The sequence below is a fragment of the Tessaracoccus sp. OH4464_COT-324 genome (genome assembly GCF_003932855.1).
Taxonomy (GTDB): Bacteria; Actinomycetota; Actinomycetes; order Propionibacteriales; family Propionibacteriaceae; genus Arachnia.
Window position 1 is genome coordinate 14,945 of sequence record NZ_RQYZ01000015.1, and the last position, 26,933, is coordinate 41,877.

The following is a 26,933-nucleotide window of genomic DNA, read 5'->3' on the forward strand; positions in this document are numbered from 1 at the left end:
AGAAACGATGTACGACTTTCTGACCTGGGCGATGCCGGGCTTCTTCCTCAACGCCGTACCCTCGGCCGTTTTCGGGGCCGAGCTGGCCCGACGCGCCGGCCGGTCGGTCTGGCAGGGAGTGGTGGCGTGCGCCCTGCTGCCGTGGGTGGGGATGCTGTTCTTCGTCCGGCAACCCCAAGGCGTGTCCTTCGCCAGCGGCTACGGCTACTACTGTTCGGCTATGCTCGCCATCGCGGGCGGGATGGGCATCATCTCCATCTTCCCCAGCTGGGTGATGCTGCAGGACCGCAACGGCGAGCGGGTGGGGGTCTCCGCTTTCGGCAACTGGGTGCTCGTGGTGCTCATGCTGGCGGTTTCCGTGGTGTACATCCTGGGATCCTATGCGGTGGCCAAGGGCTCCTTCGCGGGCAGTTTGGCGACGGCGATCATCGCCTCCAGCGCGGCCGCGGTGAGTTACCTCGCGACAAGCGTCGAGCACCTGTTCACCCGAGTCAGGTTCGGCGCCATCGGGGTGGCGAAGGATCTGCTGAACGTGCCCCAGCAGGAGGCCGCCCCCGGCCCCGGGCTATGGATCGCGGTGGTGGCGATCGTCGTCGCGTACCTGTGTGCGGCCTCGGTGCCCATCGGCCTACAGCTGAAGGAGCTGCCTGAGCCGTCGGCCGGCCAATCGCTGCCGCCCGGTCCTCAGCAGTTCCCGGGTCAGCAGCCGTTCCCGGGCCAGCAGCCGTTCCCGGGCCAGCAGCCGCCCGGGCACCCCCAGCCGCCCTCGGCCCCGACCGGCTTCGGGCAGCCGCCCGCCGCTCCCTGGACGCAGAAGGGAGACGTGTGGTGAGCCTGGAACTGCGGCAGCGAATGGCCACGGCCGCCGGGCAGCGTGGCCTGGCGGTCCCGCCCACGGACCTGGACCTGCTGTGCGGCATGAACGTCACATCCCGCGCGGTGGCCGAGCAGGTCATCTGGTCGGACGCCTCCGCCGTACTCAACAACTTCGACCAACTCTGGCAGGCCGCTCAAGGTTCCGCCCCGGATGGTTCGCAGCTGTATGGCGCGCTGCAGAGCTGGCGGGCGGAGCACGACGCACCCGAGGTGCGCGACACCACCGACGTCGACCTGGGGCGCCTGGCCGCCGCCGCCCCCAGCACCGTCGAGGAACTGCGCGGAGCACTGACGGTCCTGGTGCCGCATCTGCTGCCGTTCGGGCCTCAGATCGCGCAGACGCTCGGGCTAGGCCCGCACGCCGGACCGGGCCCCGCCGAGGCGGCCGGTGAGGCGCAGCCCCAACCCGTCGTCGACCCGGAGCAGGCCACACCGACCAGCCAGCCCGTATCCCCCGGGCCGGTGGCCGCCCCGGAGCCGCAGCTCCCCGACCCGTCGCGGCCCTTCGACTGGGCCCAGCATCCGAGATTCGTCGCCTTCGACTGGAACGAGGCGGGCAGGCAGCCGGTGGGGCACGCGGACGCGGACTACGTCGACGGCCGGGTACAGTTCGAGTGGACGCCCGCCCCTGAGCCGGCCGCGGTGACCTTCTACCGGATCATCTCCTCCGACGCCACCTGGCCCACCGGCTCCCCCGACATGGAGGCCACCGTCGGCGTGACGAGCGCCACCGCGGGAACAGCGACGGTGGACTCGCGCGGCGCGTCCATCACCTACTTCGCCATCTGGGCGCACCAGGGCGACTCACCCTTGGCAGCGGCCCGCACCCAACCCATCCTGATCGCTCAGAGCGAGGTGGTGTGGCCGCCGTCGGCCTTCACCACGAACGTCACCCCAGACAAAGCGGTGACCGGCTCCTGGACGGCGCCCGCGGGCAGCCGCGTCGAGGTGCAGCGCTTCCCCGCCGGGGTGAACATCAGCTACGACCCGTCGCGCCAGCTGCCGGCGGACGCCGTATTCACCGGCGGCTTCATCGACAGGGCAGCACCCCAGGGCCAGCAGGTGGTCTACGCCGCCTTCTGCCTGGCGGAGCTGCCCAACGGCGCGACCGCAGTCTCGGATCCGGAGACGGTCGAGGCCAGGGTGACGCCCGAGGCGCAGCAGATCGAGTTCAAGGTCGAACGCTCCACCGCCCGGCCGGGGGCCTACACCATCACCTGGATTCCGCCGAAGTACGGCAAGGTGGAGCTGTACGCGACGAACGTCCCGCTGCCCGCCGGGCTGGACAAGGAGGCGCGCAGCTGGGAGGTTCTGCAACGTGAGGGCCTCACCAGCGAATACCTGATCTCCTACCCGGCGGACGACCTGGGCGGGCTGTGGAGCATCCCGGAGTTCGTCGTCGACCCCAGCTGGGTGCGGGTGCACTTCGTCGCGGTGCACCGAGTGGACGAGGAGACTGCCTGGATGAGCGCCCCGATCTCCATGGTCAGTCCCAGCGCGCCCACGTGGGCGCGCGTCATCGAGCGGGTCGACAGCCAGATCATCACCTTCCCCTGGCCGGAGGACGTGAAGTTCGTCAAGGCGTACCAGGGGCCGAAAGGCGTGGAGATCGACCCGTACAGCAACCGCGCCATCGAGCAGATGACCCGCGACGAGTACGACCGGCGCGGCGGGATGCGGGTCACGCGGGCACTACCCAGCAACGGCTGCGCGCTGCACCTGTTCGGCGTCGTCTACCTGGACGGCAGCGAGGTCTACTCTCCCGGAATCACCATCGACTACCCCGGGATCGCGCGGCTGCGCTACGAGATCGTCGGCATGGCCGGCAACCAGGTGGCGCAGGGCAACCTGCCGCCCAACCGGTATCGCGTGTTCTGCACCAGCGACGCGGAGCTGCGCGAGCTGCCGCTGGCCTTCGTCGCCCACGGTGCGCGGCTGCCGCTGGAGCCGACGGACGGTGAACTGGTGCGCAACGAGACCGTCACCCTGGCCGCCGACACCCGAACTCACGTCTTCGACCTGCCCGTCGGGCAACGCCCGATGTACGGCAGGCTGTTCATCAGTGTTCGGCCGGAGGAGGCCGACGCGGTAGCCGTTTTGGATCCACACATTTCAACGTTGGGGCTGTGGTTGTGATGAAGCAATTCTTGTACGGTTCCGCAGACCGGATCGAGGGCCGCCTCGCCGGCGGATGGGGAGTGATCCGCGAGTTCGGGCTGGAGGAACGCACCCGCCAGGAGCTGGCGGAGCTGGCGAGCGTGCAACTGCGGCAGACGATGCCGCCGTTCCCGAGCGCCGATCAGTTGCGGCTGCGGACCAGGCGGTTCCGCACCAAACCAAACCTGGGCGAAGCGGGTACATTCTTCGCCTGCATGAGCGCCGAGGCCGGCGCGGACCACACCGGCCGGCCCGGGAACGTGATCTCGCACTGCGCGGTCCTACCCAACGACCCGGCCTTCCGGGCAGCCGACTGGTTCTTCTGCCCCGACTGGGTGCTGCCCTACGGGGCACGCGAGGTGAGCGCCGCAAGCCTGCCGGAACAGTTCGGCCCGCCACCGGGCTGGGCCGGCACCGCGCACTGGCTGCGGGAGGTGCCGGAGCGCGGCGCGGCGGCCCGCTGGGTGGCTGCAGCCGTCCAAGAGCGGCTGGTGCAGCGGATCCCGGTGCTGCTGGTGGCGGATTCCCTCGACGACGGGGCACGCTGGGCGTCGTTCGTGCAGTGGATGTACACCGCCGCTTTCAACTCCCAATTCCGGGTTTGCATCGGCGAGGATGCGCAGACGTTGGCGATGCTGCCGACGAATCAGGCATTGCTCATCGTGGCCACCCCGGACGTGCCGGTCCCCGAGCGGATGTGGCACATGGTCGTCGACACCACCAACCCTGGCGAGCCGCCTGCGGGCTGGGGCGAGGAGATCCCGGAACTCATCATGCAGCCCGGCGACATCGCGCTCAGCGTGTTCGCGGTGCGCGACGAGTTGTGCAACCGGGCCCGATCCCAGCTGCGCGGGGAGCCCTTCCCCACCCAGCTGGCCCAGACCGTCGCCTGGTTCACCAGGCCGGGGGCGCAGCTGTTCGGGCAGGAGGCAGCGATCAGCCGGGCGCTGGCGTCCGTCGGCCCGCAGGCCAGCGAGTGGCCGGAGGTGCAGCAGCTGCGGGGGCTGAACTCGTCGCAGCCCAGCCCGGCGGAGGTGGCGCTCAGCGACCCCTACGGCGGCGACGAGCCCGACGACGTCTACGGCTCCCTCGCGGATTCCGGCGAGCCCGGTGACGAGGGGCAGGCGGATCAGGTGGCCACGTCGAAGGTGGATCTGGCATTGCAGGCCGCCGTGCGGTTGGGAGCCCGCTCCCGCACGGGCGAGCCGCCGAATGTCGACGAGTGGTTGGCCACGCTGCGCACGCCCGATGTGAGCCTGCGCGGCGACCTCTGGGCGTTCGCGGAGTTGGCGACGTGGCTGACACCGGAGCCACAGCAGCTGGAGCCGATGGTGAGCGCGGAGGACGCTCCCTTCTCGGGGGCGGTGTGGGCCGTGTGGCGGCGCAGCGAGAAGCAGTTCGGTAGCCGGCCTGACCTGGAGGAACAGTTGAAAGGGAAGCTATGGCACTGATTCAGCTCTCTGGAGGATCCGTCGCCCAGCCGGTGGGGGCGCTGAACGTCCGCCTGAGCCACGGCTCGGGCGTGGAATTGCTGCTCCTGAACGCGGCCGGGGCAAGCGTCGAGCCCAGTTTCCGCAAGACCCCCACCGAGGTGGTGGTGCTGCCCGACGAGGCGCTCACCGTCGTCGCCCGCTGCACCTCCGGCGGCAGCTTCCCGCCGGATACCCGCATCGGGGTTTCGCTGCGTTCGATGTCGAATCCCGCCGACGAGGTGGTGCGTCCCCCGCTCGACGCGGGCGGGCGGGCAAGCGTTGCGCTGGTGGAGATCGTGGGCGGCACCATCGTTGACCTGGCCCACGACAGCTCCGACTCGGACAGGGCCTGGCAGCAGCGCGGCCATCGCGCGTTCCACATCAACCATCCGGGGTCGCGCCAGCCGGGCCGGGCTTGGGTGGCCGTCGTTGACGGCTCGGCCAGCGGGGCCGCGCGGAATCCCGAACGCTACCACGCTTTCCTTGAACTGGTGCTCGCGGTGGCGACGGCCGCGTACCGCAGGCAGGCCGACCGGGTGCTGGTGGCGGGCCAGCCGACGATGGAGATGACGCAGGCGATGGAAGCCGACGAGGTGGATTGGGCCGGCTGCCTGCCCGAGCGTCCCGCTCCGTGGCCGATGCTGGGTGACGCGGTGCGCTCCGCGCTGGCTTCGCTGCCGGAGGACGCCAGCGTGGTGCTGATCGTCGAGGGCGTCATGGTGGACTACCGCGAGGTGGCCGAACTGCTTGCGGGGCGTGAACACATCGTTGTGGCCATCGGGAAGTCCAGGTTTGGGGCGCGCGCTGTGGACCGCCCGCAGGAGTTCTGGGAGGAGGAGCTGGCCGCGCTGGAGGTGTTCGATCGGGTGGCTTCGGTCGCCGATCTCCTGCTTGACGCTGAGGGCGAAGTGGCTCTGGCGGATGCTATGTTCCCGAGGAGTGAAGCATGACGCTGTGTCCGCGCTGCTATCACCCCGTCGCCGAGCCCGGCAGCTGCGGCAACTGCGGCGTGCATGTGCCACCGGAGTGGTTCACCAGCATCCAGCTCGCGATCGCCATCACGGGCGCACGCACGGCCGGGAAGTCGGTGCTGATCGGGGTGATGATGGATCAGTTCGAGCATTTCTTGTCCAAGCACGGCTGGTTCCTGACGCCGTTGGGCTCGACGCAGGAGCGCTTCCACAATAAGTACCGGGTTCCGCTGCTGCAGCAGCGCAACCTGTTGGGGGCTACCCCTCCAGCAGACCAGGAGAGCATCGAGCCCCTGATGTGGGACTTCAACTATCAGGGGGTGCGTTATTGCCTGTCGATCATTGATGCCGCAGGCGAAGACTTCGAGCGGCTCGCGCCCACCGACGAACGATTCCGCTACCTGGGGTTCGTGGACGTGATCACCACCTTGGTGGATCCGCTGAAGGTGCCCGGGGTGGCTGCTGTGCTGGAGGGGATCGTGACTCTCCCGGAGAACTCCGGCGACGATGTTAACGTGCTGCGGCAGGTGCTTCGGGCGCGTGGTATGCAGCGCGCCCAGGGCGGTCCGGAGCAGCTGCTTGCGGTGGTGTTGAGCAAGTTCGACGTGTTGCAGCGGCTGCGTGACGTGCGGGTGGACAAGTGGCAGTCGGTGTTCAACCGTCCCGGTGCGGCGATGCAGCGCGACCCGTCAATGTCGTCGGAGACGGACCTGGACCAGGAGCAGCAACTGCTGCACGCGGAATTGGTGGGCCTGCTGGAGCGGCTCAACGCGCACATGGTGATGTCTGCAGCACGGGAGGCGCAGCTGCCCTACCGGTTGTTTGCGGTATCGGCGTTGGGCTCGGAACCCGACGCGCAGTCGGTGGGCAGCGGCGGCATCGTGCCGTTCAGAGTGCTCGACGTGTTGCGGGCCTCCTTGGCGAAGAAGGGGGTGCCCAATGGCTGAGATGGCGCGGCCGGTGAAGCTGGAGCGCGGTCGACGGGTCCAGCTGCAGAACCTCAGCGGCGGGCCGCTGTCGCGGGTGATGCTGGGCGTGACCTGGAAGAATCCGCAGTGCGACATCGACGTGTGTGCGCTGCTGCTGGGCTCCAATGGGCTCGTCCCGGACAGCTCGTTCTTCCTCTACCGGCGCAACCTGCAGCTGCCGAATCTGAGCGGTTTCGTGCGCTCCGTGCCCGTTGGCGTCAAGGGTGGGCACGACCGGGCGCAGGTGATGCTCGATCTATCGGCCCTGCCCGCCGAAGTGAGCCGGGTGCTCGTCGCGGCGTCGGCGGTGGCGCAACCGGGCTACGGTCCGCCCGATCTGGCCAACGCGACGACGGTGATGACCCGGGTCATGGACATGGAGACGGGGCACACGTCGTATGTCTACATCCAGGATCCGCAGGCGCTGCTCGGGCAGACGTGCCTGGTGCTGTGGGAGCTGCAGCGCACCCCGGCTGGCTGGCTGGGCGGAGTGCGGGGCCTGCCCTACGTCGGTGGTCCGCCCAAGCTGGCGCGCGACCACGGGGTGATGTTCTGATCCTGGTTGCTTTGGGCTGATGCGGGCTCAAGACGAGACCTTGGTTCGAGGCGTTGACCGCGTAAGCGGACAGCTGAGGTGCGCAAAAGAGCATTCTGGCTGAGCGATTTGTTCTCATTTTGTAGTTGGCTGTTCAGGTGCGCGCTGGCTTGGGGTACCCCGGAAACACGGCAGATTGTCTGGACAAACTTCATTGACGCCTGTCCGGACGAGCCGCTTGCAGAGTTGAATCCCTTATCAGCGGGCAGATGCTGCCGAGGAAGCCTCAGTAGATCTGGCTTCGGGTGTCGCAAATGTCAGTTATATACGAAGGACGCCTATTATCGCTAAGCCCTGGCCTCGTTGTTGATCGTTGTCTGGTTGCGTCGGGGTGTCTGACGGGAGATTTATCTTGGCGCGCTGTCGCTTTTCCGGGAAATAATTGTTAGTATCTCCACGCACCGGGAAACAGGGGACCCTTCTAGTGTGGTGGGTGGTGGTTGGCCGTGACGACGAAACTTCGTGCGCGAATCGAGAAGGGGGTGGCTGCCGCCGTCGCGTTGGGGATTGTCGTGGTTGGTGTGCTCCATGAAGGGGTCCCCGCAGCTGAATTGGATCTCCACGACGGTGGTGTCTGGATTATGAACCAGAGCAAACTCTTGGCAGGCCACATCAACTTCGAATCCAGCACACAGGATGCGGGCATACGTGTTGACGCCAAAGACTTGGACATTTCCCAAAGCGGCGACAACGTGGTGTTGGTCTCACCCGACTCGGCACAGCCTGTTGACGTCTCCAGTTTCTCGATTCTCGGGAAGGCTGTGACAGCAGGGATGGAGCTGGAACATGGTGGAGATGTCGTGCTCGTCGCCGATTCGGCGAAAGGGAAGGTGTGGCTCACGAACACGATCGGGGCGGGGTCCTTCAATCCATCTTCCGAACCGACCGCCGAGGGACTCAATCACCCTAGGGTCGCGGTAGGGCCTTCGGGCGCGGCCTTCGTTCTCACTAAGGAAGGCCAGGTGTTCTCTGCTAAAGGCATCGGGCCGGAGGCGACTCTCAGCGAACTCGACTATCGGTTGGCACCGGAGACGAGCAAGGATGCGCAGCTCGCGGTGGCGGGTAGGCAACTCGTGGTGCTAGACGGGAGTCGCTTGTTCGTTGGCTCAACTGAGGTTGAGGATCCAAGGTTTTCGGAAGGAGTGCTGCAGCAGTCGGCGGTCTCGGACGAGGCTGTGCTGGTTGCCACAGCAAACGAACTGTTGAAGGTCTCTCCCGTGAGTGGCGCGGTAGAGTCACTGGACGCCTTGCGTGGAGAGCCGGTGCAGCCAGTGTGGCTGGACGGCTGCGCCTACGGACTTTGGCGGAAGTCGGGGTATTTTCTGCGCGACTGCGGTCCTCATGGATCGGAGCTGGCGCGCCAATTCCCGGAGTTGGTGTCTGCCAAGAGCCCGGTGTTTCGTACCAACCGGCATGTGATCTTGATCAATGATGTTTTCGATGGCTCTGCCTTTGTTGCTGACGAATCGATGCTGAGGGTGGACAACTGGGATTTGATAGCTGCTCAGCTTGAAGAGCAGGAGAAGGAAGAGAACGAGGAGAGCGAACAGACTGACCAATCACAGATTCAGGAGGCTGGAGACACTCAGAATCCTCCGGTTGCCAGAGACGATGAGTTCGGAGCACGTGTTGGAACTTCGGTGACCCTGCCGGTCATTCTTAACGACCTGGACGCGGATGGTGATGTGCTCACGGTTCGGCTGAAGGACGTCCCAGAAGGACTTCCGGTTTCCCTCGCAAAAGATGGGAGGGCTGTAACGGTGCAGCTGTCGCCGGAACAAAGGAGTCCGATCATGTTCTCCTACCAGGCTTTCGACGGAGTGGAGGCATCGAATGTCGCTAGTGTCCGAGTTTCCCCCCGAACTTCCGAACAGAATGAGCCTCCTGTTCAGCAGAGAAAGAACACCCTGTACATCTCCGAAAGAACCGGGACAGAATACGCGGTACTAAACGACTGGTTTGACCCCGACGGCGACCCAATCTACTTGGAACGAATCGCTGGTGAAGAGGGGCTGGCGACCAACTGGCGTGCCGATGGCTTCGCGTCGGTGAAGGATCTTGGCACTGCAGGGCCGGGTCGAAAGGCGCTCAGCGCGGTGGTCAGCGACGGACGGACGAGCACAGCAGGAGAACTGGTAGTGCAGATCGCGCCGGGTGCTTCAAACTCATCGCCCGTGGCGGGCAACGATCACTACGTGACTCGTGTGGGTGAGAACATGACTCTGAACCCGTTGAGTAACGACACAGACCCGGACGATGACGAACTGCGTTTGGTGGATAGCAAAGGCATTCCGAGCGGAGTGGAACTGTCTCCCAACCACGAGAAAGGAACGTTTGAGTTTCGCGCCGATCAAACGGGCAGCTACGTCTTTACCTATGGGATTAGCGATGGCCCGCATACGGCCGTGGGAAAGATCCGGGTGGATGTTATAGACCCAGCTGATGTCGATGAGCGCCCGGTGGCGCAGAATGATCTCGCGCTGCTCAGTCCGGACAGTTCAGTGATGGTGGAGCCGTTGCGCAACGACCAAGACCCTGCGGGGGGAATCCTAGCGCTAGCCAGCCACACTGCATCCACTGATTTGGGCATCACTGTCGAACTCTTGGAACACTCCTTGCTGCGCATCTCCAGCCTGAATAGGTTGGAGAAGCCCGTGCCGTTCACCTACACCGTGAGCAACGGTAAGGCGGCTGCCACCGCGAGTATCCTTGTGGTGCCTCAACCTCCGCTCACCGATACGACCCCACCAGTGGCCAATCCTGAGGCGACGGTAGTGCGAGCAGGTGATATCGTCGGCGTGGATGTGTTGGCCAACGACTTCTCCCCATCAGGCTTGGAGCTAAAGCTGCTACCTGAGGTAACGCCGCGGGGAGAGGAAGCGCTCGGGGAGTTTTTCGTCTATGGCGACAAGCTTCGATTCCGTGCGGGTCGGAAATCCGGTACAGCTGTAGCTACCTACACTGCGCAAGACACCGAGGGTAACGTGTCTTCTGCGGAGGTCACGGTGGTGATCAATGAGTTCGAGGCTGCCAACCAGAAACCGCTTCCAAAGAAGCTGGAGGCCCGAACCTATGCCGATTCGTCTGCGACGGTTGAGGTTCCGATTGACGGGGTCGACCCCGACGGGGACTCAGTCACGCTCGTCGGGGTGGGCGAGCGACAACCGCAGCTCGGTAACGCGCGAGTCGAGGGCAATAATTTGATCTACGAGCCGAACCCTCGTATGGCAGGTACGGATACTTTTGATTATGTCGTGCGAGACCGTTTTGGCATGGAGGGGGTTAGCACCATTCGGATCGGTGTGATCCCGCCTCCAGCAACAAACCTGGCGCCGGTCGCTGTGGCAGACGAGACAGCAGCGCGCCCAAGCGTGCGGCTGGAGATCCCGGTGCTGGCAAATGACCTTGATCCTGACGGGGACGTGTCCGCGTTGCGAATCGTTGCAGGTTCTGTGCGGGCCGTCGACCCGCAGCGCTGGAACCCGGAGACGCAGGTGCGCGATGGTTTTGTCGTAGTCACTACTCCGGCTGAGGAAGGCATATACCAGCTCTACTATGACGTAACCGATGGCGGTGGTTCTCCCGTCACAGGGGTGATTTCGGTGGAGGTAGGCGCGGAAGCGCCTCCCATTCCGCCGGTGGCAAAGGATGACGTCGTCTCGTCGAACGAGGTGATCGGCCGTGAGTTCGCAGAAGTGGAACTGTTGAAGAACGACTACGACTTGGACGGTGAACGGTCAGCGCTCAAGGTGACGCTGGAGGGTGCAGCCGAATTCACTAACGGAGTGGCCCGCGTTCCGCTTACTGATGATCGGCAGGTGTTGATCTACACATTGACTGACGTGGACGGGCTGGAGGCACGGGCAGCCATCATCGTTCCAGGTCGCGATCAACTACCCCCTCAGTTGAATCCAGACAAGTTACCTGCCCGGGTGAAGGGAGGCGAGACCTTGATCATCTCGCTCGACGAGTACGTTCTGACCAGACCAAATCATCGGTCGATGATCACCTCGGAAGCCTTCGTCGCTGCCGGGCCCGGTGGGAACAAGAGCGATGAAGAGTTTCTGGGTCTCAGAGTAGTTGATGAGCGCACTATTACGTTTACTCCGGACAAGCATTTTATTGGTGCAACGTCCGTGTCGTTTGAGGTTACAGATGGCGGCAGTCTAGAAGATCCCCGTGGGCTCAAGGCCCGTCTCAGTTTGCCTATTGATGTCCAGTCGTCAGGGCTATTTCCTCCCGAGCTGCGACCCAGCGAGATTCAGGTTGCTCCGGGGGAGAGCGCTGTCCTTGCTCAATTGGGAGCAATGGTCAACGACCCTGACCCTGGGGACAACGAAAGGATGGCCTTCTCGCTAGTCTCAGCTGAAGATCCGGTGAGCGCCAAGGTTTCCGGGAAACAAATGAGTGTTTCGGTGCCAACCAACGCTCAGGTTGGGCAGTTGCACAACGTTGTTGTCCAAGTTCACGACGGTTCCACGGATCCGCAGCAGATGACTGTCCCTGTGCGAGTCATAGTTTCACCAAGGCCTCTGATGCAGATCACTGAATTGCATGAGAAAGAGGGGAGAGCGGGGAGGCCAACGACCTTCGATTTGTCTCAAGCTATTACGAATCCCTTTGCAGCAGAAGGCGGTCAGATTAAGGTGGTAGGCCAGCCGCAGGTTCAGGGCGGGGCCAGTGTCCACGTCGATGGTTTGCGGCTGACCGTAACTCCCAATGCGAGGGGTGGAGATACAGACTCTGCTGAGAATGTTGCCGTAACTTACACCGTGCAGGACGCAACAGAAGACAAGACTCGTGAACGAACCGGGATTTTGCGATTGACGGTCAAGGACGTGCCAAAAGCACCAGTCAATGTGGCGGCGGAAGTTTTGGGGTCGCGAACTGCGAAGGTTACTTGGAGCTTCTCCGGCTGGCGAGGCGGAACTCCCAAAGGATTCACCGTGCACTGGTCTGGAGGCAGTAAAGATTGCGGTATGGTTACCAGTTGCGTGATCGATACGCTCGCCAACAACAATAACTATCAATTTACAGTGCGAGCGCAGGTGCAGGAGGCGGATATCGGTTCCTCTCCCGAATCTTCGCAGAGCAATTCGGTCTTCGTCGACGTGATACCCAACACGCCGGGTGCGCCGACCGCCGCTTTCGGCGATGGCAGGATCAAGCTGAACTGGGCCCCGGTGGCCGTGCCGGATGGAGGATCGCCGGTTCAGTTTTACAAGGTGTACATCACCCCGCGTGACCAGATAGGGCGGACTGAGGTCCAGGTGACTGGTACGAGCTTCGAATGGGATCAGCTCAGTAACGGAACCGCCTACACCTTCAAGGTCAGCGCGCACAATAAGCTGACCGAGAGTGACAAGTTGGCAAAGGCGCCTGTTGGCCCACCCTCTACGCCAGAGATTCCGGCGGGACCCCCCAAGGATCAAGGGCCACCTACGGTTAAGAAGGCTCCAGTAAGCGGTAACGCTCCCCTGACGGCTGAGCTGTCGTGGGCGGCGCCTGGGAATCCGAATGGCGACAGCTCATTCCTCTACGAGGTGAAGGAGAGCGGGACAGAAAACCTAGTGTGTCAGGGAGTTTCAAGTAGAAGATGCGCTATAAAGCTGAGCGCCTCCACCGAAGACAGAACTTATCAGATTCGCTCCACCAACAAGTCTGGTAGTTGGAGTGACTGGTCGAGCAGCTCCAATGCCATCCGAGCGTTTACGCCTCCCGGGCCGCCGAAGAGTTTTAGTGTGGAGGCTACGGGAGCAAGCAACACTGTTCGCTTCCAGTTTGCGCCGGCCGACGGCAACGGCGCGCGGCCCAGCGAGATCTATTACGAGTGGAGCGCAGGAGGAGCCACGGGACGCGTCGCAGTCGGTGATGAGGTCAGCAATTCGGTTTTCGTCAACGGGCGTGACATCGCTGTCACCCTTCGAGCCGTCAGCGTGGTGAATGGGGAGACTGCCCGAGGAACGGAAGCCCGGGCAAGCGTGAACGCCTACGGCCCGCCGGCTGCGCCGGATGTCTCGGCACAGAGCCATGTCGACAACGGGGCGAAGGCTGTGCTTCGTTGGAACTCCCCCGCCAGCAGTAATGGTAGGCCCATTGAACGAGTCGAGGTCACTACGACGCAAGGCGGTACGAGAAGTGAATCCTTGACGGGTGGAGTGAGAGAGGGAACCGGTCCACATCAGACCCTGTGCATATCTGCTGTTGCCGTGAATGACAAGGGGCAGCGCAGCGCCTCCTCTCATCAGGCCTGCGGCGAGACCAGAGGCCGAGGAAGCGCTCGGCAGCGGCATGGCGCGCCGTATGGCGGGTGCCCTTGGGGAAATGGTGAACAGTGCGACCGGCTTCAGCTATGGGTAGGAGGGTGGTATCCGAATGCTTCGTTGGTTTGTACGGTGAACGGCATTGCGGCTGTCGACTACCACTTCGAATTGCGAGTAAACCCGAGTGGTGATTGGGGATGGGGCAACTGGGGAACTGCAGTCATTGGCAGAGGTTTTATGACTAATGAACTCGACGTTAGCGGAAGCTGTCGATACAAGTAATCAACCGGAATGAAAGGTCAACCGAATGAACATGTCGCCTGAACACGCAGTGCTTTTCGCCGAGAAGTTCCGATCCTTGTCGGAGAACGTTGGCCAGGCGCTACTGGGAAAGAAGCCCGTGGTTAGGCTAGCCCTTACCTGCATGCTAGCGGAGGGGCATCTCCTGCTGGAGGATGCTCCCGGAACAGGCAAGACCGCGCTCGCGCGTGCCATGGCGGCGTCGGTTGATGGTAGCCACAGTCGCATCCAGTTCACTCCGGACCTACTGCCGTCGGACATCACTGGCACAAATATGTATGATCAAAGTAGGGGTACTTGGGAGTTCCGAAAAGGGCCTATTTTTAGTTCGATCGTTCTGGCTGATGAAATCAATCGCGCTTCGCCTAAGACCCAATCTGCGTTGCTCGAAGTCATGGAAGAGTCGCATGTTACGGTCGACGGAACCCGCTATCCGACTGAGCGGCCGTTCATGGTTATCGCGACTCAGAACCCGGTGGAGCAGGCAGGTACCTATAGACTCCCGGAAGCCCAGCTCGATCGATTCCTGATGAAGATTTCAGTCGGTTACCCGGACAGGGAATCCGCCATCGAGGTGCTTAGAGGCTCCGGCCAGCCGGATCGCTCGCGGATTTTGCAGCCCGCAGTCACCCAGCTATTCCTGGCCCAGATGATTGACTCGGTTCGGGAGAATCACGTGGACCGAGCTGTGCTTGAATATACGCAGCGTCTGGTGGAGGCCACCAGGGAAGATGGCAGTACGACAATGGGGGTTTCCACCCGTGGTGGAATCGCGATGATTCGTGCCGCACGAGTGTGGGCAGCTGCTCAAGGGCGTGCATACGTGCTGCCGGATGACGTGAAAGAGTTGGCCGTGCCAGTATGGACTCATCGGCTAATCATGTCACCGGAGGCGGAGTTCGCTGGTACGACGGCGGCGGACGTCATCTCTCGTGTTCTCGAAGCAGTTCCTGCCCCCATAAAAGGGCTGGACGGTTCGGCATGAAAGTAAAGCAAATGGGCGGGCTATCCAGAATCGTGACTGCATTGGAACTTGTCATAATTCTAATGCGGCAAAATAGAATTCTGGGATCGGTAACCACTGTAGGTTGGGCTGTGATCATCGGCGGTAGCTCCGCTGCCCTGCTCGGATGGAATCGTGGGTGGTTGGAGTTCCAATCGCTGGCCATCATGGCGGGTGCTGCGCTGATCAGCGCCCTGCCTTTTATCCTGCTCAGTCCAGAGCATAAGGCGGACTTAGCCCTAGATTCCCCGAGGATAAAGGCAGGGGAAACCGCAGAGGGAACAATCCGGCTTCAGGCGGCAAAGAATAAATCAGCTGGAGCCACTACCATCGAGTTCCCGGTTGCGGGTATTGTGGCCTCTTTTCGTGTGCCCAGTCTGGTTGGAGAGAGCCTACACGAGGAATTATTTAGGATTCCAACAAGCCGAAGGGGAATTATCCAAGTGGGCCCTGTGTGTTCGGTTCGAGGAGATCCTCTTGGCATGATCGCGCGGAAGAAGGTGTTGGCCAGACAGCAACAACTTTACGTCCACCCGGAGGTTGTTCCAGTGGATATGGAGGCCGTCGGGTTGTTGAAGGACATCGAAGGCATCACTACCTCTAACCTGTCCTCTTCAGACGTTTCTTTCCATGCATTGCGAGACTATTCTCCAGGGGACGACCGTAGGTCAGTTCACTGGAAGACAACCGCGCGTATGGGTAGATTGATGGTCCGTCAGTTCGAGGAAACTATGCGTGCCCATCTGCTCATTCTTTGGTCAACCAGAGAGCAAGACTACGCCTCAAATAACGATTTTGAGTTGGCTGTGTCGACAGTAGGTTCTCTCGCGGCTTCCGCTTTGCTGGCAGAGCGTCAGGTGACTATACAGACGTCGGTTGGCGAACTCACGTTCCCCAACGTACTTGGGTTGCTCGACAAACTATCTGGAATCGAACGCAGTCAGCGTGGACACGACCCGCGGCAGGCGGCGATTGCTTTTGGGCGCGGCCCGGGAATTTCTGTAGCGGCTTTCGTAACTGGGAATGTGGCGGTCCCTGAACTGAGGGCGGCTCAGCTGGCCTTGCCTCTTAGCCTACGCAGCTTTGGCGTGCGCTGTGGCGAAAACCTGGAGTTTGCCAGGAGAAGAATTGGTGATTTGACTGTTGTAGATGTTGATAGTCTGAGCAAGCTTAGGCGGGCGCTGAAGGATGTCTTATGAGCTTGACTACGCGGTCTCCTGCATCCAGAGCCATCGGTGCCTGGCTACTTCTACTCCCAGGTGTGGTTGCTTCCCAGCCAACGTTTGGCGGTGTCACAGGATATCTGCCGGCCTTGATCGGTGCCACGGTGGGTGTCGTGATTGCTCTCGTGGCAATTAGCTTCCAGTGGTCGATGGCCAGCTGGTTTCTTTCTATGATTGGCGCATATTTGATTTTCGGCGGACCGCTCGCTGCTCCCGAAACTATGATCTCCAACGTAGTGCCTAGCTTCGAGACACTCAGGCGGCTAACGCTCTTGGTATTTCAATCCTGGAAAGACCTGCTGACCGCGGCAACGCCGGTCGGTGATCTGAGCGGGCCGCAGGCGGCTCCGCTGCTTGCCGGGTTGTTAGTGGGAGCGCTGACCGCCAGCTGTGCTCAGCTTACCCGCGCAGTCATCTTGCCTCTGCTGCTGCCTTTGGCTTGGCTCGCCTTTAATATAGCATTCGGCGTTAGAGAAGCGCCCGCTTCTCTTTGGCTTGGCGTGGTCTTCGGCCTTGAGATGATGATTTGGTTGGTTGCTCACGCGATTCGCTCTACCCGAGTCGCGAATGACGTATTTCTAGTTCGAAAGTCTGCCGGCTTCAGCCGTCTGACTATCCGCGTTGTTTCCGTGAGCGTTGTGCTGGCTTTCGCCGCAGCAATCAGCTTGGCAGTCAACGTGCTTCCCTGTCATGTCGACCGTAAGACCCCAGGGCCAGCGGCACCACCGTCAGTGGCCATGCTTCCCTGTTATGTGGACCGTAAGGTGCTTAGAGACAGTCTCGAACCTCCTCTGAACATGCGGGATTACGCGAGCCCGCTAATGAAGTATCGACTTTATGAATTGACTCAGAAGAAGGAAGTTCTTTTCCGAGTAACTGGTATGCCCGTCGGCGGTCGGCTTCGGTTGGCTACCCTGGATAGCTGGGATGGAATTACGTTCAACTTCTCACGAACCTCAAGCGACTTCCTGAGAACCGGGCGAGAGATCCCCTGGCGCGAGCATGGAGACTTGTCCCGTGCTGAGGTTGTAGTGGAATCCTACGAAGGGCCATGGGTCCCCTCTTTTGGCTCTGCTGTGCGGGTCGAGTTTGGCGGAGCGCAATCTATTGAGCAAAGCCGTGGCTTCTACTTCTCTCGGGACGCTTACCAAGGTCTGACGACTGCTGGGCTGCGCTCCGGGTCAACCTTCAGCCTAGAGGATGTTATTGCGCTACCGTCTTCGCCAGAAGAGAAGGCGGCTATGGAGGGAGCTGGGGTTGGGTCGGCCAGACTTGCTGAAGTTCAACTTGTGCCTGAGGTGATCGCTACCGCTGCCAACGAGTGGACTGTGGACGCCGAAAGCGCCTTTGACAAGTTGCGCGCTATTGAGGAGAGGTTCCGCTCGGAAGGAGCCTATTCCAATGGTGAAGATAACCGGAGCCTTCCCGGGCATTCTGCTCACCGGCTTGCACTCCTCATGACGTCGCGCCAGAAGGTGGGCAGTGACGAACAATACGCCGCGGCGATGGCGCTCATGGCGACTCAGCTTGGTATACCGGTGCGCGTTGTGCTGGGTTTCTATCCCTCGCAGCCAGTGGAGGGCGAGTGGATGGTAACCGGTGAGGAGGCCCACGTCTGGGTTGAGGCCCAGTTGGAGGGTTTCGGGTGGGTGATGTTTGATCCCACCCCTGACCGTGACAAGAAACCACAAACCGATACGCCCAAGCCGAAGCCCCACCCCAAGCCCCAGGTTGACCCGCCACCGGCACCACCGGAACGTATCCCAGAGAGGGATCTCTACATCGATCCTGAGCAGAAGGAAACCGAGGAAGAGGATGAGCCAGAAGATAGCGGGCTGCTCGCGGCTCTGTTCCTAGCCGGTGGAGTGGCCGGGGGCCTTCTGCTTGCCTTGTCTCCTTTCTTGGCGATTGCGCTGCTCAAATCTAGACGCTGCCGGCTCCGTCGGACCAGGGGTAGCACGGTTGATCGGTTGGCTGGGGCCTGGGCTGAGGTATTGGACCGAGCACGAGACATGGGATTTGTGGTGTTGCGTAGCCAAACCAGGCGCGAAAACCTCGCTGCGCTCAGCGTCAGTCATCCGAATGTAGAGCTGTCCCAAATCGCACACGCCGTGGACGCGGCGGTTTTCGGCCGAGGTACGAGTTCTCCAGAGGAATGCTCCAGGATTTGGGATGAGGCTGAGGCCGCGAAACTCCTGTTGCTAAGGACACAGCCTTGGCACCGCAGAATTCTGATCCGGTACTCGACCCGATCCCTTCGCCGTCTTCCGAAGGCGACTTCCGCCTCGCCTTCAGGACTGTTCCGACGACGAATCTGGCCCAAAGTAGGCATCCTAAATCGGGAATGAAGTAGCGATGGGACATATCGATTTTTTTGACTGTTCGGCACGTCCGATCAGGATGGGCCAGCGTCTGCTGGCTCGACCAATCGCACTTGGGGGCTTTATCTCCAATTTGAGTTATGGTAAATCGATAGCTTGGGGCGCCAAGGGAGGCGTTCTTCTTAAGGTAGCAATCACAGTTTTCGTTGACAATACCTGCTTCTTCCTTTCGCGCATATCTCATCTTGTCGCTGGCAAGAATGGGCGGCATTGGTTGTATCAAGGGCCAGATATCTTAGCGAGAGACTCGGCAACGTATCGACGCAATGAGCTACAGCGGGCGGGAAGCCAGGCGAGGCAGTATGCGCTAGAGCAGGAGCGACCACGGGTTCAGCACTCACGTCGATGGAACGGAGGTGACGCGTCATCAGGTAGGGAAGTTGGGCTTAGGATGATGGCCGAACAGGAGAGTTCACCTGTGGATGACACCGTGCCGGAGTTGGCTGTGGTTCTCCGGCGCTCGTTGGGGCTGGCAGGCGAGAAATCATTGATTAACCCATGCGATGCGTCAGAGAGACCTAACGCGCAGGAAGGCGTACCTGCAGTGGCCAACTGCATTCGAAAAGCAACCGACGATGTAATGTGCGCGATGCCATTGAATCAGCTCTTCAGGGGTGTGGGGCCTTGCTTCAACAGTAGGAGCGCCGGTGCGTATTATCCCGAGGTGGCGAATGGGGGTAACCGTCGAAGAAGACGGAGGGACGGATCGGATAGGGCCTGGGGAGGATGTGGAGATTCTAGTGGAGACAGCCATTTATTTCGGTGGTTTCTTGTGCCGGGAGATGCTTTGATGGCCCAAATCGTCAGGATTCGTTCAGGTGTAGTAAGTGATCCGAATAGATGGTGCACTGCGAATCAGGACTTATTCCTTTTGCGACTATCCATTCTCTTGGTCGTTGAGGGAATGGTTAGGCATGCTAGAAGGAAGAAAACCGCTGATGCCGTTGTGCATCCTTTTGGCGAATTGGTAGACAGATGTTTCGTGGAACAAAATGCCCGGGAAGGCTGCCGTGAAGCGGTGGCTGATGGAGTCGCCCAGCTGACCTCTGACGGTTTGTTGCCAGGTTCGGCTGTGATCGGAGCTGGCGTTAGATCGGAGAGCGGGCAGACATGTTGGCAGGCTTTCTGCGTTGGGGACTCTCGCACGTATCTGTTGTGTTATGGCGAGCTGGCTCAGATCAACGTTGACCGCTTTGCTAACCTTCAGCGTTCCGGCGGGCTGACCTCTCTGTGCATCCTAACCTGGACTGTTAGCGTCGGGATTGCTCAACCGCCGCTTGATCAATGGAGGCTTCATAGGACTGAAGGCGACCGGAATCTATGTAGTTCTGATGGCTTGGCCGACGAAGTGTCAGATCAGTTGATAAGAGCGATTCTGCTCTGCGCTGATGATAGTCAACAGGATGCTGGAGGGCTGGTGAAGAATGCCAACCGTGCGGGCCTTAGTGGCAACATCGCCGCGGTGGTTGTTACCTGTCATAGTGTTGGGGTGGTCTCTCCTGTTCCTCGTGCTGTAATGTCTCATTACAGGGCCAGTGGCGCTCACCCCGACCCCGTGGAGGCTGGTGTTCCATGAGATCCGTCGTCCGATGCTGCTCGGGCTCTGACATTGCTATTGTGTGGCCTGGAGGGGCCGCCCTGATTGATTCGATCATTGGCGCGGAAATCGCAGAAGATATTTGGGTAAGTTTGAGGCACGAGCCCACGCTAGATACCTTCCGGAGAGAGTTGATATCCCGCTGCTCTGGCCAGAACTTCGCACTGCCAGCCTTCGCCGTGGGGGTGCTGGAAGAAGATGGATGGCGGCTGGCTTGCAGCGGTCGCTTCGCGATCCAACGGAAGGACTCCTTCGGCGAGTCTGTGTTGAGTGGGCTGAAAACTCCCAGCTGGGTCGAGCACAGGGCCCCAGCCGGCACTGGAATCACTCTGGGCCGTTGCGGATACCGAGGATACCCGCTCCTCAATGGCCTCGTTCTTGCATCCGGGATCATGCTGGCTGAGCGGGACCTCCCTGGCGAAGCCGAGCGGTCTCAGGGAGATAGTTTTAGCCAATACAATCCGTACTGTTATGATCCTGAAGCCTCCGAATCCTATAATCCAGAGCAGAAATATGACCTTCGCGGTGAAACCGCTGTTATCACCTTGAGTGGCGAGGCGATTGAATATCCGGTGCGAGAGTTCTTGGCTGTGCCCGATAGCGTGCCTATGTCAGATCAGGGTGGTGTTGCTCCACTGGCTAGAGAAACTTTTCTTGACCCATACAGCCAAGGAGAAGACTCGGCAGAGGATGGTACTGTGCTGGACCCGGAACAGGCTGCCGTGCCAATGCAGATTAGCTCACAAGCGGGAGTCGAGACAGTGCAAGCGCGCAGCTGTGAGCGTGGTCATGCTAATCCTCCTCAGCGAAAAGTGTGCTTTGTATGTTCTGCTGAAGTGAGTGGGGAAGCTGAGCCTCTGCAACGCCCTCCCTTGGGTGAGATCAGCACTGAAGCGGGAGAGACCGTTGAGTTGCTCGGCCCAGTGATCATCGGCAGGAAGCCGGAACCTAGTGCGATTCGGACTCCGAAACAGCCGCAGCTGTTGGAGATACCCAACGAGTTCATCTCTGGAAGCCATCTGGCCATCACGATTGAAGGATGGAAGGTGCTGGCGCAAGATCTGGGCAGCACGAACGGTTCTCGACTTCGTCGGGGCAACAGCCAACCTGTGCGACTCTCGCAGGCTAAAATTCCCTTGATGGATGGCGATTTGCTTCAACTTGGACCTAAGGTGATACTTCGTGTGAAAGGTATACCTTCATGAGTGGCTGGTCCATGCAGGGAAAGCATCCCCCCAAGATCAAAGGCCACAGTTATCGTCGGCTGCTTGGCAGCGGCGGTTTCGCTGATGTCTACGAGTATAAGAACGAGGCCTTGGACCAAGGTGTTGCTATAAAAGTTTATCGACGTAATCACCTCTCTTCTCTCGCCACTTTAAAACAAGAAGCCCAGTCCATGGCTAGACTCCGAGAGCACCCGAATATTGTAAAAGTCTATGATGCGGGAACGACGGAGGATGGGCTGTTGTACCTAGCGATGGATTTGTGTAGAACCAAGCACTTGGGTCTCCGTATTGAAGAGCGGCCTCTGAGTGTCAAAGAAGCGCTGAGTATAACTATTCAACTGGCCGGTGCCGTCGCATCTGCCCATAGCCATGGAATTATGCATCGGGACATAAAACCAGCAAATGTCCTGTTCACCAGCCAAACTGGGAGACCTGCACTCACAGACTTCGGCATAGCATTCGCCCCCGGGCATGGTGCGGTACTCAACGCATGGAGCCCATTATGGACTCCTCCAGAGAGATATGGTAACTCGGGGACTGCGGTTGAACCCTCCTACGACGTCTTCTCCCTTGGTGCAACAATGTGGGCGATGCTTGTCGGGCGAAGCCCGTTGTCCATCCCCGGTCAAGACTCGGACTCTGAAGTGGAGCAGAGAGCGAAAAGCTATATTCCGAGACCTACCGGAATTTCCGGGGTGCCTGAGTCTCTAGAGATTGTATTGCAGTCCGCTTTAGCTCCGAAACCGGACGAGCGCTACCCATGCATCACCGACTTTGCCTACGCTCTGGTGAATATTCAGTTGGAGTTGGGCCATCCTGCGACCGAGTTGATAGTGTTCTCGGCCCCGAGTACGAACTGGACAACGCATGATGAAACTGGGAGGATTCAGCACGACGGCACCCGCGTCTTCCGCGGCAAGCCGACCGAACCCTCCGAGATGCCGGAGCCTGAAGCTATTGTGGCGCCGGAGTTGGTTCCCCCATCAGAACGGGCCAAGCCGAAGGGTGGGCTTATAGCGTCGCTGGTAGCGGCGATCGTGCTGCTTCTGGGCGCCACGGTGATCGTGTCATCGTTGGGGGCCAGTACCGAACCAAACGCGCAGCGGACGCCCTTCGCCCGACCAAGCCCGGTGGATCCGGGGAGAAATAGGGTGCCACCCGTTGAGGACCTACGAGGAACCCTCCAGGGGGACAAAGTCTTGTTCAAGTGGAAAAACGCGGTGCCGGAGGAGGGAGACTCGTTCATTGTTCAGGAAATGAGCACCGCCGAGGAAATGCCGCAGCTGAGAGTGGTGGATCCGGAAATACTGGTCGACAAACAGCCCGGCCAGACCTGCGTGCAGGTGGTGCAGACCAGAGGGAACGGGCGGGCCTCGGCACCGGCGCGCGCGTGCGTACCGAGCGGATGAGGGTCCGTCGTCACCGCAGGGGCGTGTTCTCCGGGTTGCTGCGGGCATCGTCGGTGGCGGCCTGGAGCGTGTCCAGCAGTTCGACGGCGGAACTTTGGCCGCGCAGGAAGCTGGCCGTCGCCTGGGAGAATACGCTGCCCAGGCCGTAATAGTCGATGAATCTCCAGTGGATGCGGTGCGCGCCCGTGGCGGACAGCAGCCCGATCTGCGCCGACAGCTCGGGGGACAGCTCCTGGGGCAGCGTGCCTCGCACGGCCGGCACCAGGTGATTCGTGAGCGCGAACTCGCGGGCCACCGTCGGGCTGAACACCACACGAAGAAACTCCAGCCCGCAGGCCTGCCGGGTCGAATCCGCAGGGATCGCGAACGGCTCCGCAAACCCGACACGGGCCGCCAGGGGCAGATCGGCGGCTGGGGACAGCCCCGGCGGGGCCAGCACCGCGGGCAGGAACGTCGCCGCCCGCACCGCTTTGGTTTCGCGCAGGGCGCTCGCCGGCCCCGGCAGGAACAGGGGGCCACCGTCGGCCGCCCACAGCGCGGCCGCCCCAGCCACCTCGCGCAACTGCTGGGTGCCCAGCAACTGCGCGAAAGCCTCCAACACCGCCAGCAGTGCCGGATGCCGCCAGGCGTCCGGCGCCAGCCCCTCCAGCCCGGCAAGCAGGCTGACGCCCGCCTCCTTCACCGCCACTGTCAGGAACAGCTCAAGGTAGTTCACCGCCAGTGCGGGCTCCCAGGCGAACAGGTAGCGTTCGCCCGGCGCCATCGCCAATAGCTCGTCGAACGAGCGCGGCCGGCCGAGCTTGAGCCGTGCGGCCGTCGACTTGGAATACCACAGGCCGTGCACGTCCAGGGCGAAGTGCAGCGCCAGCTGGGTGCCGCCGAACGATCCGGCTTCCGCTACCCCCGTGTACAGGCCGGCCCCGACGGTGCCGTCGCCCGCCAGCGCGGGTGCGGTCAGCAGCGGCGCCAGATCGACCAGGCGGGTGCGTTCCCGGGCGAGCAGCAGCGGGCGCGGGCCGGCGTCGTGCAGCACATCGGGTGGGGTGACGCCGAGTTCCTGCGCCGGGTTGGAGCTCAGGCGGAAGGCGGCGCTTGCGCCCTTGTTGCGCTCGGCGAACAGCCGCTCGGCGGCCTCGAACGTGTTCGACACGTAGGGGCCCTGGTAGCCCAGCACATCCACCTTGCACGGCACGGGCATCTGGAACGGGCCGGCCGTTCCTGACGGGGACGCGGCCGACGTCGCGGGGGAGGCCTGAGCGGAGGACGAAATCTGTGTGGGGCTGGGGCCCGATCCCGTCGGGGCGCAGCCCGCCACCGCAGCCGCAGCCAACAGCAGTGAACGCCTGGTCAACATGGCAGGCACATTACCGCTCGTCGGGGTCGCGGCAGGACCCGACCGCCCGGTGCGGAGGCCAGGCTGGAGCGCGGAACGTCGGAACGGGGCAAACGCCCCCAGCGCCCTGGCCGGGTACGGGTCAGCGACCGGTGCCGGCGTAAACGGTGGCGTCGGTTTCCGCGTCCAGCCCGAAAGCGGTGTGCGCGGCTTGCACGGCGCGATCCACCTCGTCAGCGGCCACGATCACCGAAATCCGGATCTCGGACGTGGAGATCATTTGCAGGTTCACCTCAGCCTCGGCCAACGCGTTGAAGAATGTTGCGGTGACGCCTGGGTGGGAGCGCATGCCGACGCCCACCACCGAAACCTTGCCGATCTGGTCGTCGTAGCGGATGCCTGTGAAACCCACCTTCCGCTGGATGCGCTCGATCGCGTCGATCGCCTTGCGGCCTTCTGCGGAGGGCAGGGTGAAGGAAATGTCGGTGCGTTCGACGCTTAGGTCTGAGATGTTCTGCACCACCATGTCGATGTTGATGTCCGCATCCGCGACGGCCTGGAAAATGGCGGCCGCGTGCCCCACCCGGTCGGGTACCCCAACGATGGTGATCTTCGCCTCGCCCCGGTCGTGGGCGACGCCGGTGATGATTGCTTCTTCCATGGTTCCCTCCAGTTCTTCCTGGGGGACGACCCAGGTGCCAGGCTTGTCGGTGAAGGATGAGCGGACGTGCACGCGCACGTTCTCGCGTCGCGCATACTCGACGCAGCGCAGGTGCAGGATTTTGGCGCCGGCGGCGGCCATCTCCATCATGTCCTCGTATCCGATGCGCTCGATGTGGCGGGCGCTCTTCACGATGCGCGGGTCGGCGGTGTAGACGCCGTCCACGTCGGAGTAGATCTCGCAGCACTCGGCCCCCAGCGACGCGGCCAACGCCACCGCCGTCGTGTCCGACGCGCCGCGCCCCAGCGTCGTGACGTCCTTCGTGGTTTGCGCAACACCCTGGAAGCCGGCGACGATGGCCACCTTGCCCTCCTCCAGGGACTTAACGATGCGTCCGGGGGTGATGTCGATGATGCGAGCGTTGCCGTGCACCGGGGTGGTCAGCACTCCCGCCTGCGAACCCGTGTAGCTCACGGCATCCACGCCGATGTCCCACAGCGCCATCGCCAGCAGCGCAGCGGACTGCCGCTCGCCGGTGGTGATGAGCATGTCGAGTTCACGCGAGCGAGGGTTGGGGGAAACTTTCAACGCGAGGTCCATCAATTCGTCAGTGGTGTCGCCCATTGCGGAGATGACGATGACGATCTCGTAGCCGTCCGCCCGGGTGCGGGCGATGCGGCGGGCGACGCGCTTGATCGATTCGGCGTCGGCAACCGAGCTGCCACCGAACTTCTGGACGATGCGACCCATTCAGGACTCCTTCCCTTACCGGCTCAAGCCTAACCGGGGGCGGCGGCAACACCGTCAACGTTCCACGGTGGGAACGCCTCGGCTGCGTGAGGGGTAGCCTTGGGGCATGGACAAGATTCGCTGGGGAATCATCGGAACGGGCGGTATTGCGCGCGCAGTCGCGGGTGACCTGGCGCAGGTGCCGGGCGCGGAGCTGTACGCCGTCGGCTCGCGCGCGGCGGAGACTGCCAGAAGCTATGCGGCGGCCCACGACGTGCCGCGCGCCTACGGCTCGTACCGGGAGCTGCTCGACGATGACCTGGTGGATGTGGTCTACGTCGCCACCCCGCACCCGCAGCACCGCGACGTGGCGCTCGCGGCCATCGAGCGCGGCAAGGCGGTGCTCGTCGAGAAGGCGTTCGCCGCCACCTACGCGGGCGCGCAGCAGGTGGTGGCCGCCGCCCGGGAGCGGGGCACCTTCCTGATGGAGGGCATGTGGACGCGTTTCCTGCCCGCCATCCGCGCGGCCAAGGAGGTGGCGGCCTGGGGCCGAGTGGGGGATCTCGTCGGGGTGCAGGGCGACCTCATCGCCAACCGCGCATTCGATCCCGTCAACCGGCTGTTTAACCCCGAGCTCGGCGGCGGATCGCTGCTCGACCTGGGCGTCTACCCCGTCTCGCTAGCGCAGCACTTCCTCGGGGAAGTGAAGGAGATCAGTTGCTTCGCGCGCCTCTACCCCAACGGCGTGGACGCGTCGGCGGCGGTCAACCTGCGCCACGTCGGGGATGCGCTGAGCTCGCTCACGGTGGCGTTCGACGGGCACGGCCCGGGCCGGTTCATCGTGTCCGGTACGCGCGGCTGGATCGAGGTGGAGCCGCGCTTCCACCATCCCACGACAATCACCATCAACCGCTCCGGGCAGCTGCCGCGCATCATCGAGACCCGGCTGACCGGCAAGGGCTACGCGCACGAGTTCGCGGAGGTGACCGAGCTGGTGCGGCAGGGCGCTACGGAGTCGGAGACGATGCCGCTGGCCGACACGCTCGAAGTGATGCGGGTGCTCGACGAGTGCGTGCGCCAGGCGGGCATCACCTATCGCGACGCCGAGCTGGCTCTTTGACGGTGGCTCGGCTAGGCTGGCTGGCGGCGTGTCCAACGCCCAGCGAGCCGGTGGCCCAGTCCCGCCGACGATCATCGCGAAGGGGAGCGAATCCTCGGACATCCGTTTGTTGCCCTCCGGCTGCGACGACTGGGGTCGGCCGAGCTGAGAGGTTGAGATGACTTCCGAACGCGATTTCAAGGATCTGGTGCGCGCCCGCATGGCGATGACGGGCGAGAACTACACGACGGCGCGGGCCAAGCTGCTCGCCGAACTCGACGAGGCCAAACGGTTCCGGGAGAAGATGCTGCGCACCTTCCTCCCCGACGGGCGGCTGCTGTCCGTCCCTACGCGGCGCCGTGCCCGCGTCGTGGTGCTGCTGGAGCTGCTGCACCTGTTCGAGCCGGACCGGCAGTATTCGGAACTGGAGGTTAACGACCTGCTGCGCCCGATGCACCCCGACGTGGCGCTGCTCAGGCGCGAACTCGTCGACTACGGCTTCGTGACGCGCACCGCCGGCGTCTACCGCCTGGCCGACGAGTGCCCGCAGCCGGGACCTATCGTCGCGGGCGAGTTTCCCGCCGACGCAGCCCAGCGGTTCGCTGCGGCCAGGGAGGCGCAACCCGCCCATCTCACGTCCAGCGACGACTGATCTTCCCCAGCTTGGGCT

16 protein-coding genes are annotated in these 26,933 nt (G+C 62.3%); 14 read left to right on the plus strand and 2 right to left on the minus strand.

From position 1 onward, the window contains the following. The first annotated feature begins 7 nt into the window (after positions 1-7). From EII42_RS08765 to EII42_RS08820, 12 genes are all read left to right on the plus strand, one after another. The gene (locus EII42_RS08765; protein WP_125171747.1) at positions 8-832 is read left to right on the plus strand and encodes a hypothetical protein; all 825 of its coding nucleotides are present in this window, start codon (positions 8-10) and stop codon (positions 830-832) included. After that, entirely contained in the window at positions 829-3,012 is a 2,184-nt protein-coding gene (locus tag EII42_RS08770) for a hypothetical protein (protein WP_125171748.1), read from the plus strand. Before EII42_RS08765 ends, EII42_RS08770 begins: the two co-directional genes overlap by 4 nt. Continuing rightward, complete coding sequence (locus EII42_RS08775) at positions 3,012-4,484, plus strand: hypothetical protein (RefSeq protein WP_125171749.1); 1,473 nt, start codon at positions 3,012-3,014, stop codon at positions 4,482-4,484. The genes EII42_RS08770 and EII42_RS08775 overlap by 1 nt, the downstream gene beginning before the upstream one ends. Beyond that, positions 4,475-5,455 (plus strand): hypothetical protein, encoded by a 981-nt coding sequence (locus EII42_RS08780; protein WP_125171750.1) that lies wholly within the window; start codon positions 4,475-4,477, stop codon positions 5,453-5,455. Before EII42_RS08775 ends, EII42_RS08780 begins: the two co-directional genes overlap by 10 nt. Then, entirely contained in the window at positions 5,452-6,423 is a 972-nt protein-coding gene (locus EII42_RS08785; RefSeq protein ID WP_125171751.1) for a hypothetical protein, read from the plus strand. The genes EII42_RS08780 and EII42_RS08785 overlap by 4 nt, the downstream gene beginning before the upstream one ends. Continuing rightward, positions 6,416-7,000 carry a TerD family protein gene (locus tag EII42_RS08790; RefSeq protein WP_125171752.1) on the plus strand — a complete coding sequence of 195 codons (585 nt, stop codon included), beginning with the start codon at positions 6,416-6,418 and terminating at the stop codon, positions 6,998-7,000. The genes EII42_RS08785 and EII42_RS08790 overlap by 8 nt, the downstream gene beginning before the upstream one ends. Positions 7,001-7,485: 485 nt before the next feature. Then, entirely contained in the window at positions 7,486-13,584 is a 6,099-nt protein-coding gene (locus EII42_RS08795) for an Ig-like domain-containing protein (protein ID WP_125171753.1), read from the plus strand. Between the two features lie 25 nt (positions 13,585-13,609). After that, entirely contained in the window at positions 13,610-14,587 is a 978-nt protein-coding gene (locus EII42_RS08800) for a MoxR family ATPase (RefSeq protein WP_125171754.1), read from the plus strand. Beyond that, entirely contained in the window at positions 14,584-15,804 is a 1,221-nt protein-coding gene (locus tag EII42_RS08805; RefSeq protein ID WP_158676461.1) for a DUF58 domain-containing protein, read from the plus strand. Before EII42_RS08800 ends, EII42_RS08805 begins: the two co-directional genes overlap by 4 nt. 62 nt (positions 15,805-15,866) lie before the next feature. Continuing rightward, positions 15,867-18,176, plus strand: a complete 2,310-nt coding sequence (locus EII42_RS08810) for a transglutaminase domain-containing protein (RefSeq protein ID WP_158676462.1) — start codon at positions 15,867-15,869, stop codon at positions 18,174-18,176. Positions 18,177-20,198: 2,022 nt separating this feature from the next. After that, a complete protein-coding gene (locus EII42_RS08815; protein WP_158676463.1) occupies positions 20,199-21,011 on the plus strand; it encodes an FHA domain-containing protein in 813 nt (270 codons plus the stop codon). Then, positions 21,008-22,441, plus strand: a complete 1,434-nt coding sequence (locus tag EII42_RS08820; protein ID WP_125171758.1) for a serine/threonine-protein kinase — start codon at positions 21,008-21,010, stop codon at positions 22,439-22,441. The genes EII42_RS08815 and EII42_RS08820 overlap by 4 nt, the downstream gene beginning before the upstream one ends. A 10-nt stretch (positions 22,442-22,451) precedes the next feature. Here EII42_RS08820 and EII42_RS08825 read toward each other — a convergent pair whose 3' ends face one another. Together EII42_RS08825 and EII42_RS08830 are read right to left on the minus strand one after the other, a co-directional pair. After that, on the minus strand, positions 22,452-23,795 hold the full coding sequence (locus EII42_RS08825; protein ID WP_125171759.1) for a hypothetical protein: 1,344 nt from the start codon (positions 23,793-23,795) through the stop codon (positions 22,452-22,454). Positions 23,796-23,916: 121 nt separating this feature from the next. After that, positions 23,917-25,185 (minus strand): aspartate kinase, encoded by a 1,269-nt coding sequence (locus EII42_RS08830; protein WP_125171760.1) that lies wholly within the window; start codon positions 25,183-25,185, stop codon positions 23,917-23,919. Between the two features lie 106 nt (positions 25,186-25,291). On the opposite strand from EII42_RS08830, the gene EII42_RS08835 reads away from it, so the two are divergent. Continuing rightward, a complete protein-coding gene (locus tag EII42_RS08835; RefSeq protein ID WP_125171761.1) occupies positions 25,292-26,284 on the plus strand; it encodes a Gfo/Idh/MocA family protein in 993 nt (330 codons plus the stop codon). A gap of 157 nt (positions 26,285-26,441) precedes the next feature. Then, a complete protein-coding gene (locus EII42_RS08840) occupies positions 26,442-26,915 on the plus strand; it encodes a DUF2087 domain-containing protein (protein WP_125171762.1) in 474 nt (157 codons plus the stop codon). The last annotated feature ends 18 nt before the right edge of the window (positions 26,916-26,933 follow it).

What these genes read in the sequence shown, in the direction of transcription:
- EII42_RS08800 (WP_125171754.1), top strand. Translation starts at nt 13,610, where the DNA reads ATGAACATGTCGCCTGAACACGCAGTGCTTTTCGCCGAGAAGTTCCGA.
- EII42_RS08775 (WP_125171749.1), top strand. Translation starts at nt 3,012, where the DNA reads ATGAAGCAATTCTTGTACGGTTCCGCAGACCGGATCGAGGGCCGCCTC.
- EII42_RS08790 (WP_125171752.1), top strand. Translation starts at nt 6,416, where the DNA reads ATGGCTGAGATGGCGCGGCCGGTGAAGCTGGAGCGCGGTCGACGGGTC.
- EII42_RS08765 (WP_125171747.1), top strand. Translation starts at nt 8, where the DNA reads ATGTACGACTTTCTGACCTGGGCGATGCCGGGCTTCTTCCTCAACGCC.
- EII42_RS08815 (WP_158676463.1), top strand. Translation starts at nt 20,199, where the DNA reads ATGCTGGCTGAGCGGGACCTCCCTGGCGAAGCCGAGCGGTCTCAGGGA.
- EII42_RS08835 (WP_125171761.1), top strand. Translation starts at nt 25,292, where the DNA reads ATGGACAAGATTCGCTGGGGAATCATCGGAACGGGCGGTATTGCGCGC.
- EII42_RS08820 (WP_125171758.1), top strand. Translation starts at nt 21,008, where the DNA reads ATGAGTGGCTGGTCCATGCAGGGAAAGCATCCCCCCAAGATCAAAGGC.
- EII42_RS08840 (WP_125171762.1), top strand. Translation starts at nt 26,442, where the DNA reads ATGACTTCCGAACGCGATTTCAAGGATCTGGTGCGCGCCCGCATGGCG.
- EII42_RS08825 (WP_125171759.1), bottom strand. Translation starts at nt 23,795, where the DNA reads ATGTTGACCAGGCGTTCACTGCTGTTGGCTGCGGCTGCGGTGGCGGGC.
- EII42_RS08780 (WP_125171750.1), top strand. Translation starts at nt 4,475, where the DNA reads ATGGCACTGATTCAGCTCTCTGGAGGATCCGTCGCCCAGCCGGTGGGG.
- EII42_RS08805 (WP_158676461.1), top strand. Translation starts at nt 14,584, where the DNA reads ATGAAAGTAAAGCAAATGGGCGGGCTATCCAGAATCGTGACTGCATTG.
- EII42_RS08785 (WP_125171751.1), top strand. Translation starts at nt 5,452, where the DNA reads ATGACGCTGTGTCCGCGCTGCTATCACCCCGTCGCCGAGCCCGGCAGC.
- EII42_RS08830 (WP_125171760.1), bottom strand. Translation starts at nt 25,185, where the DNA reads ATGGGTCGCATCGTCCAGAAGTTCGGTGGCAGCTCGGTTGCCGACGCC.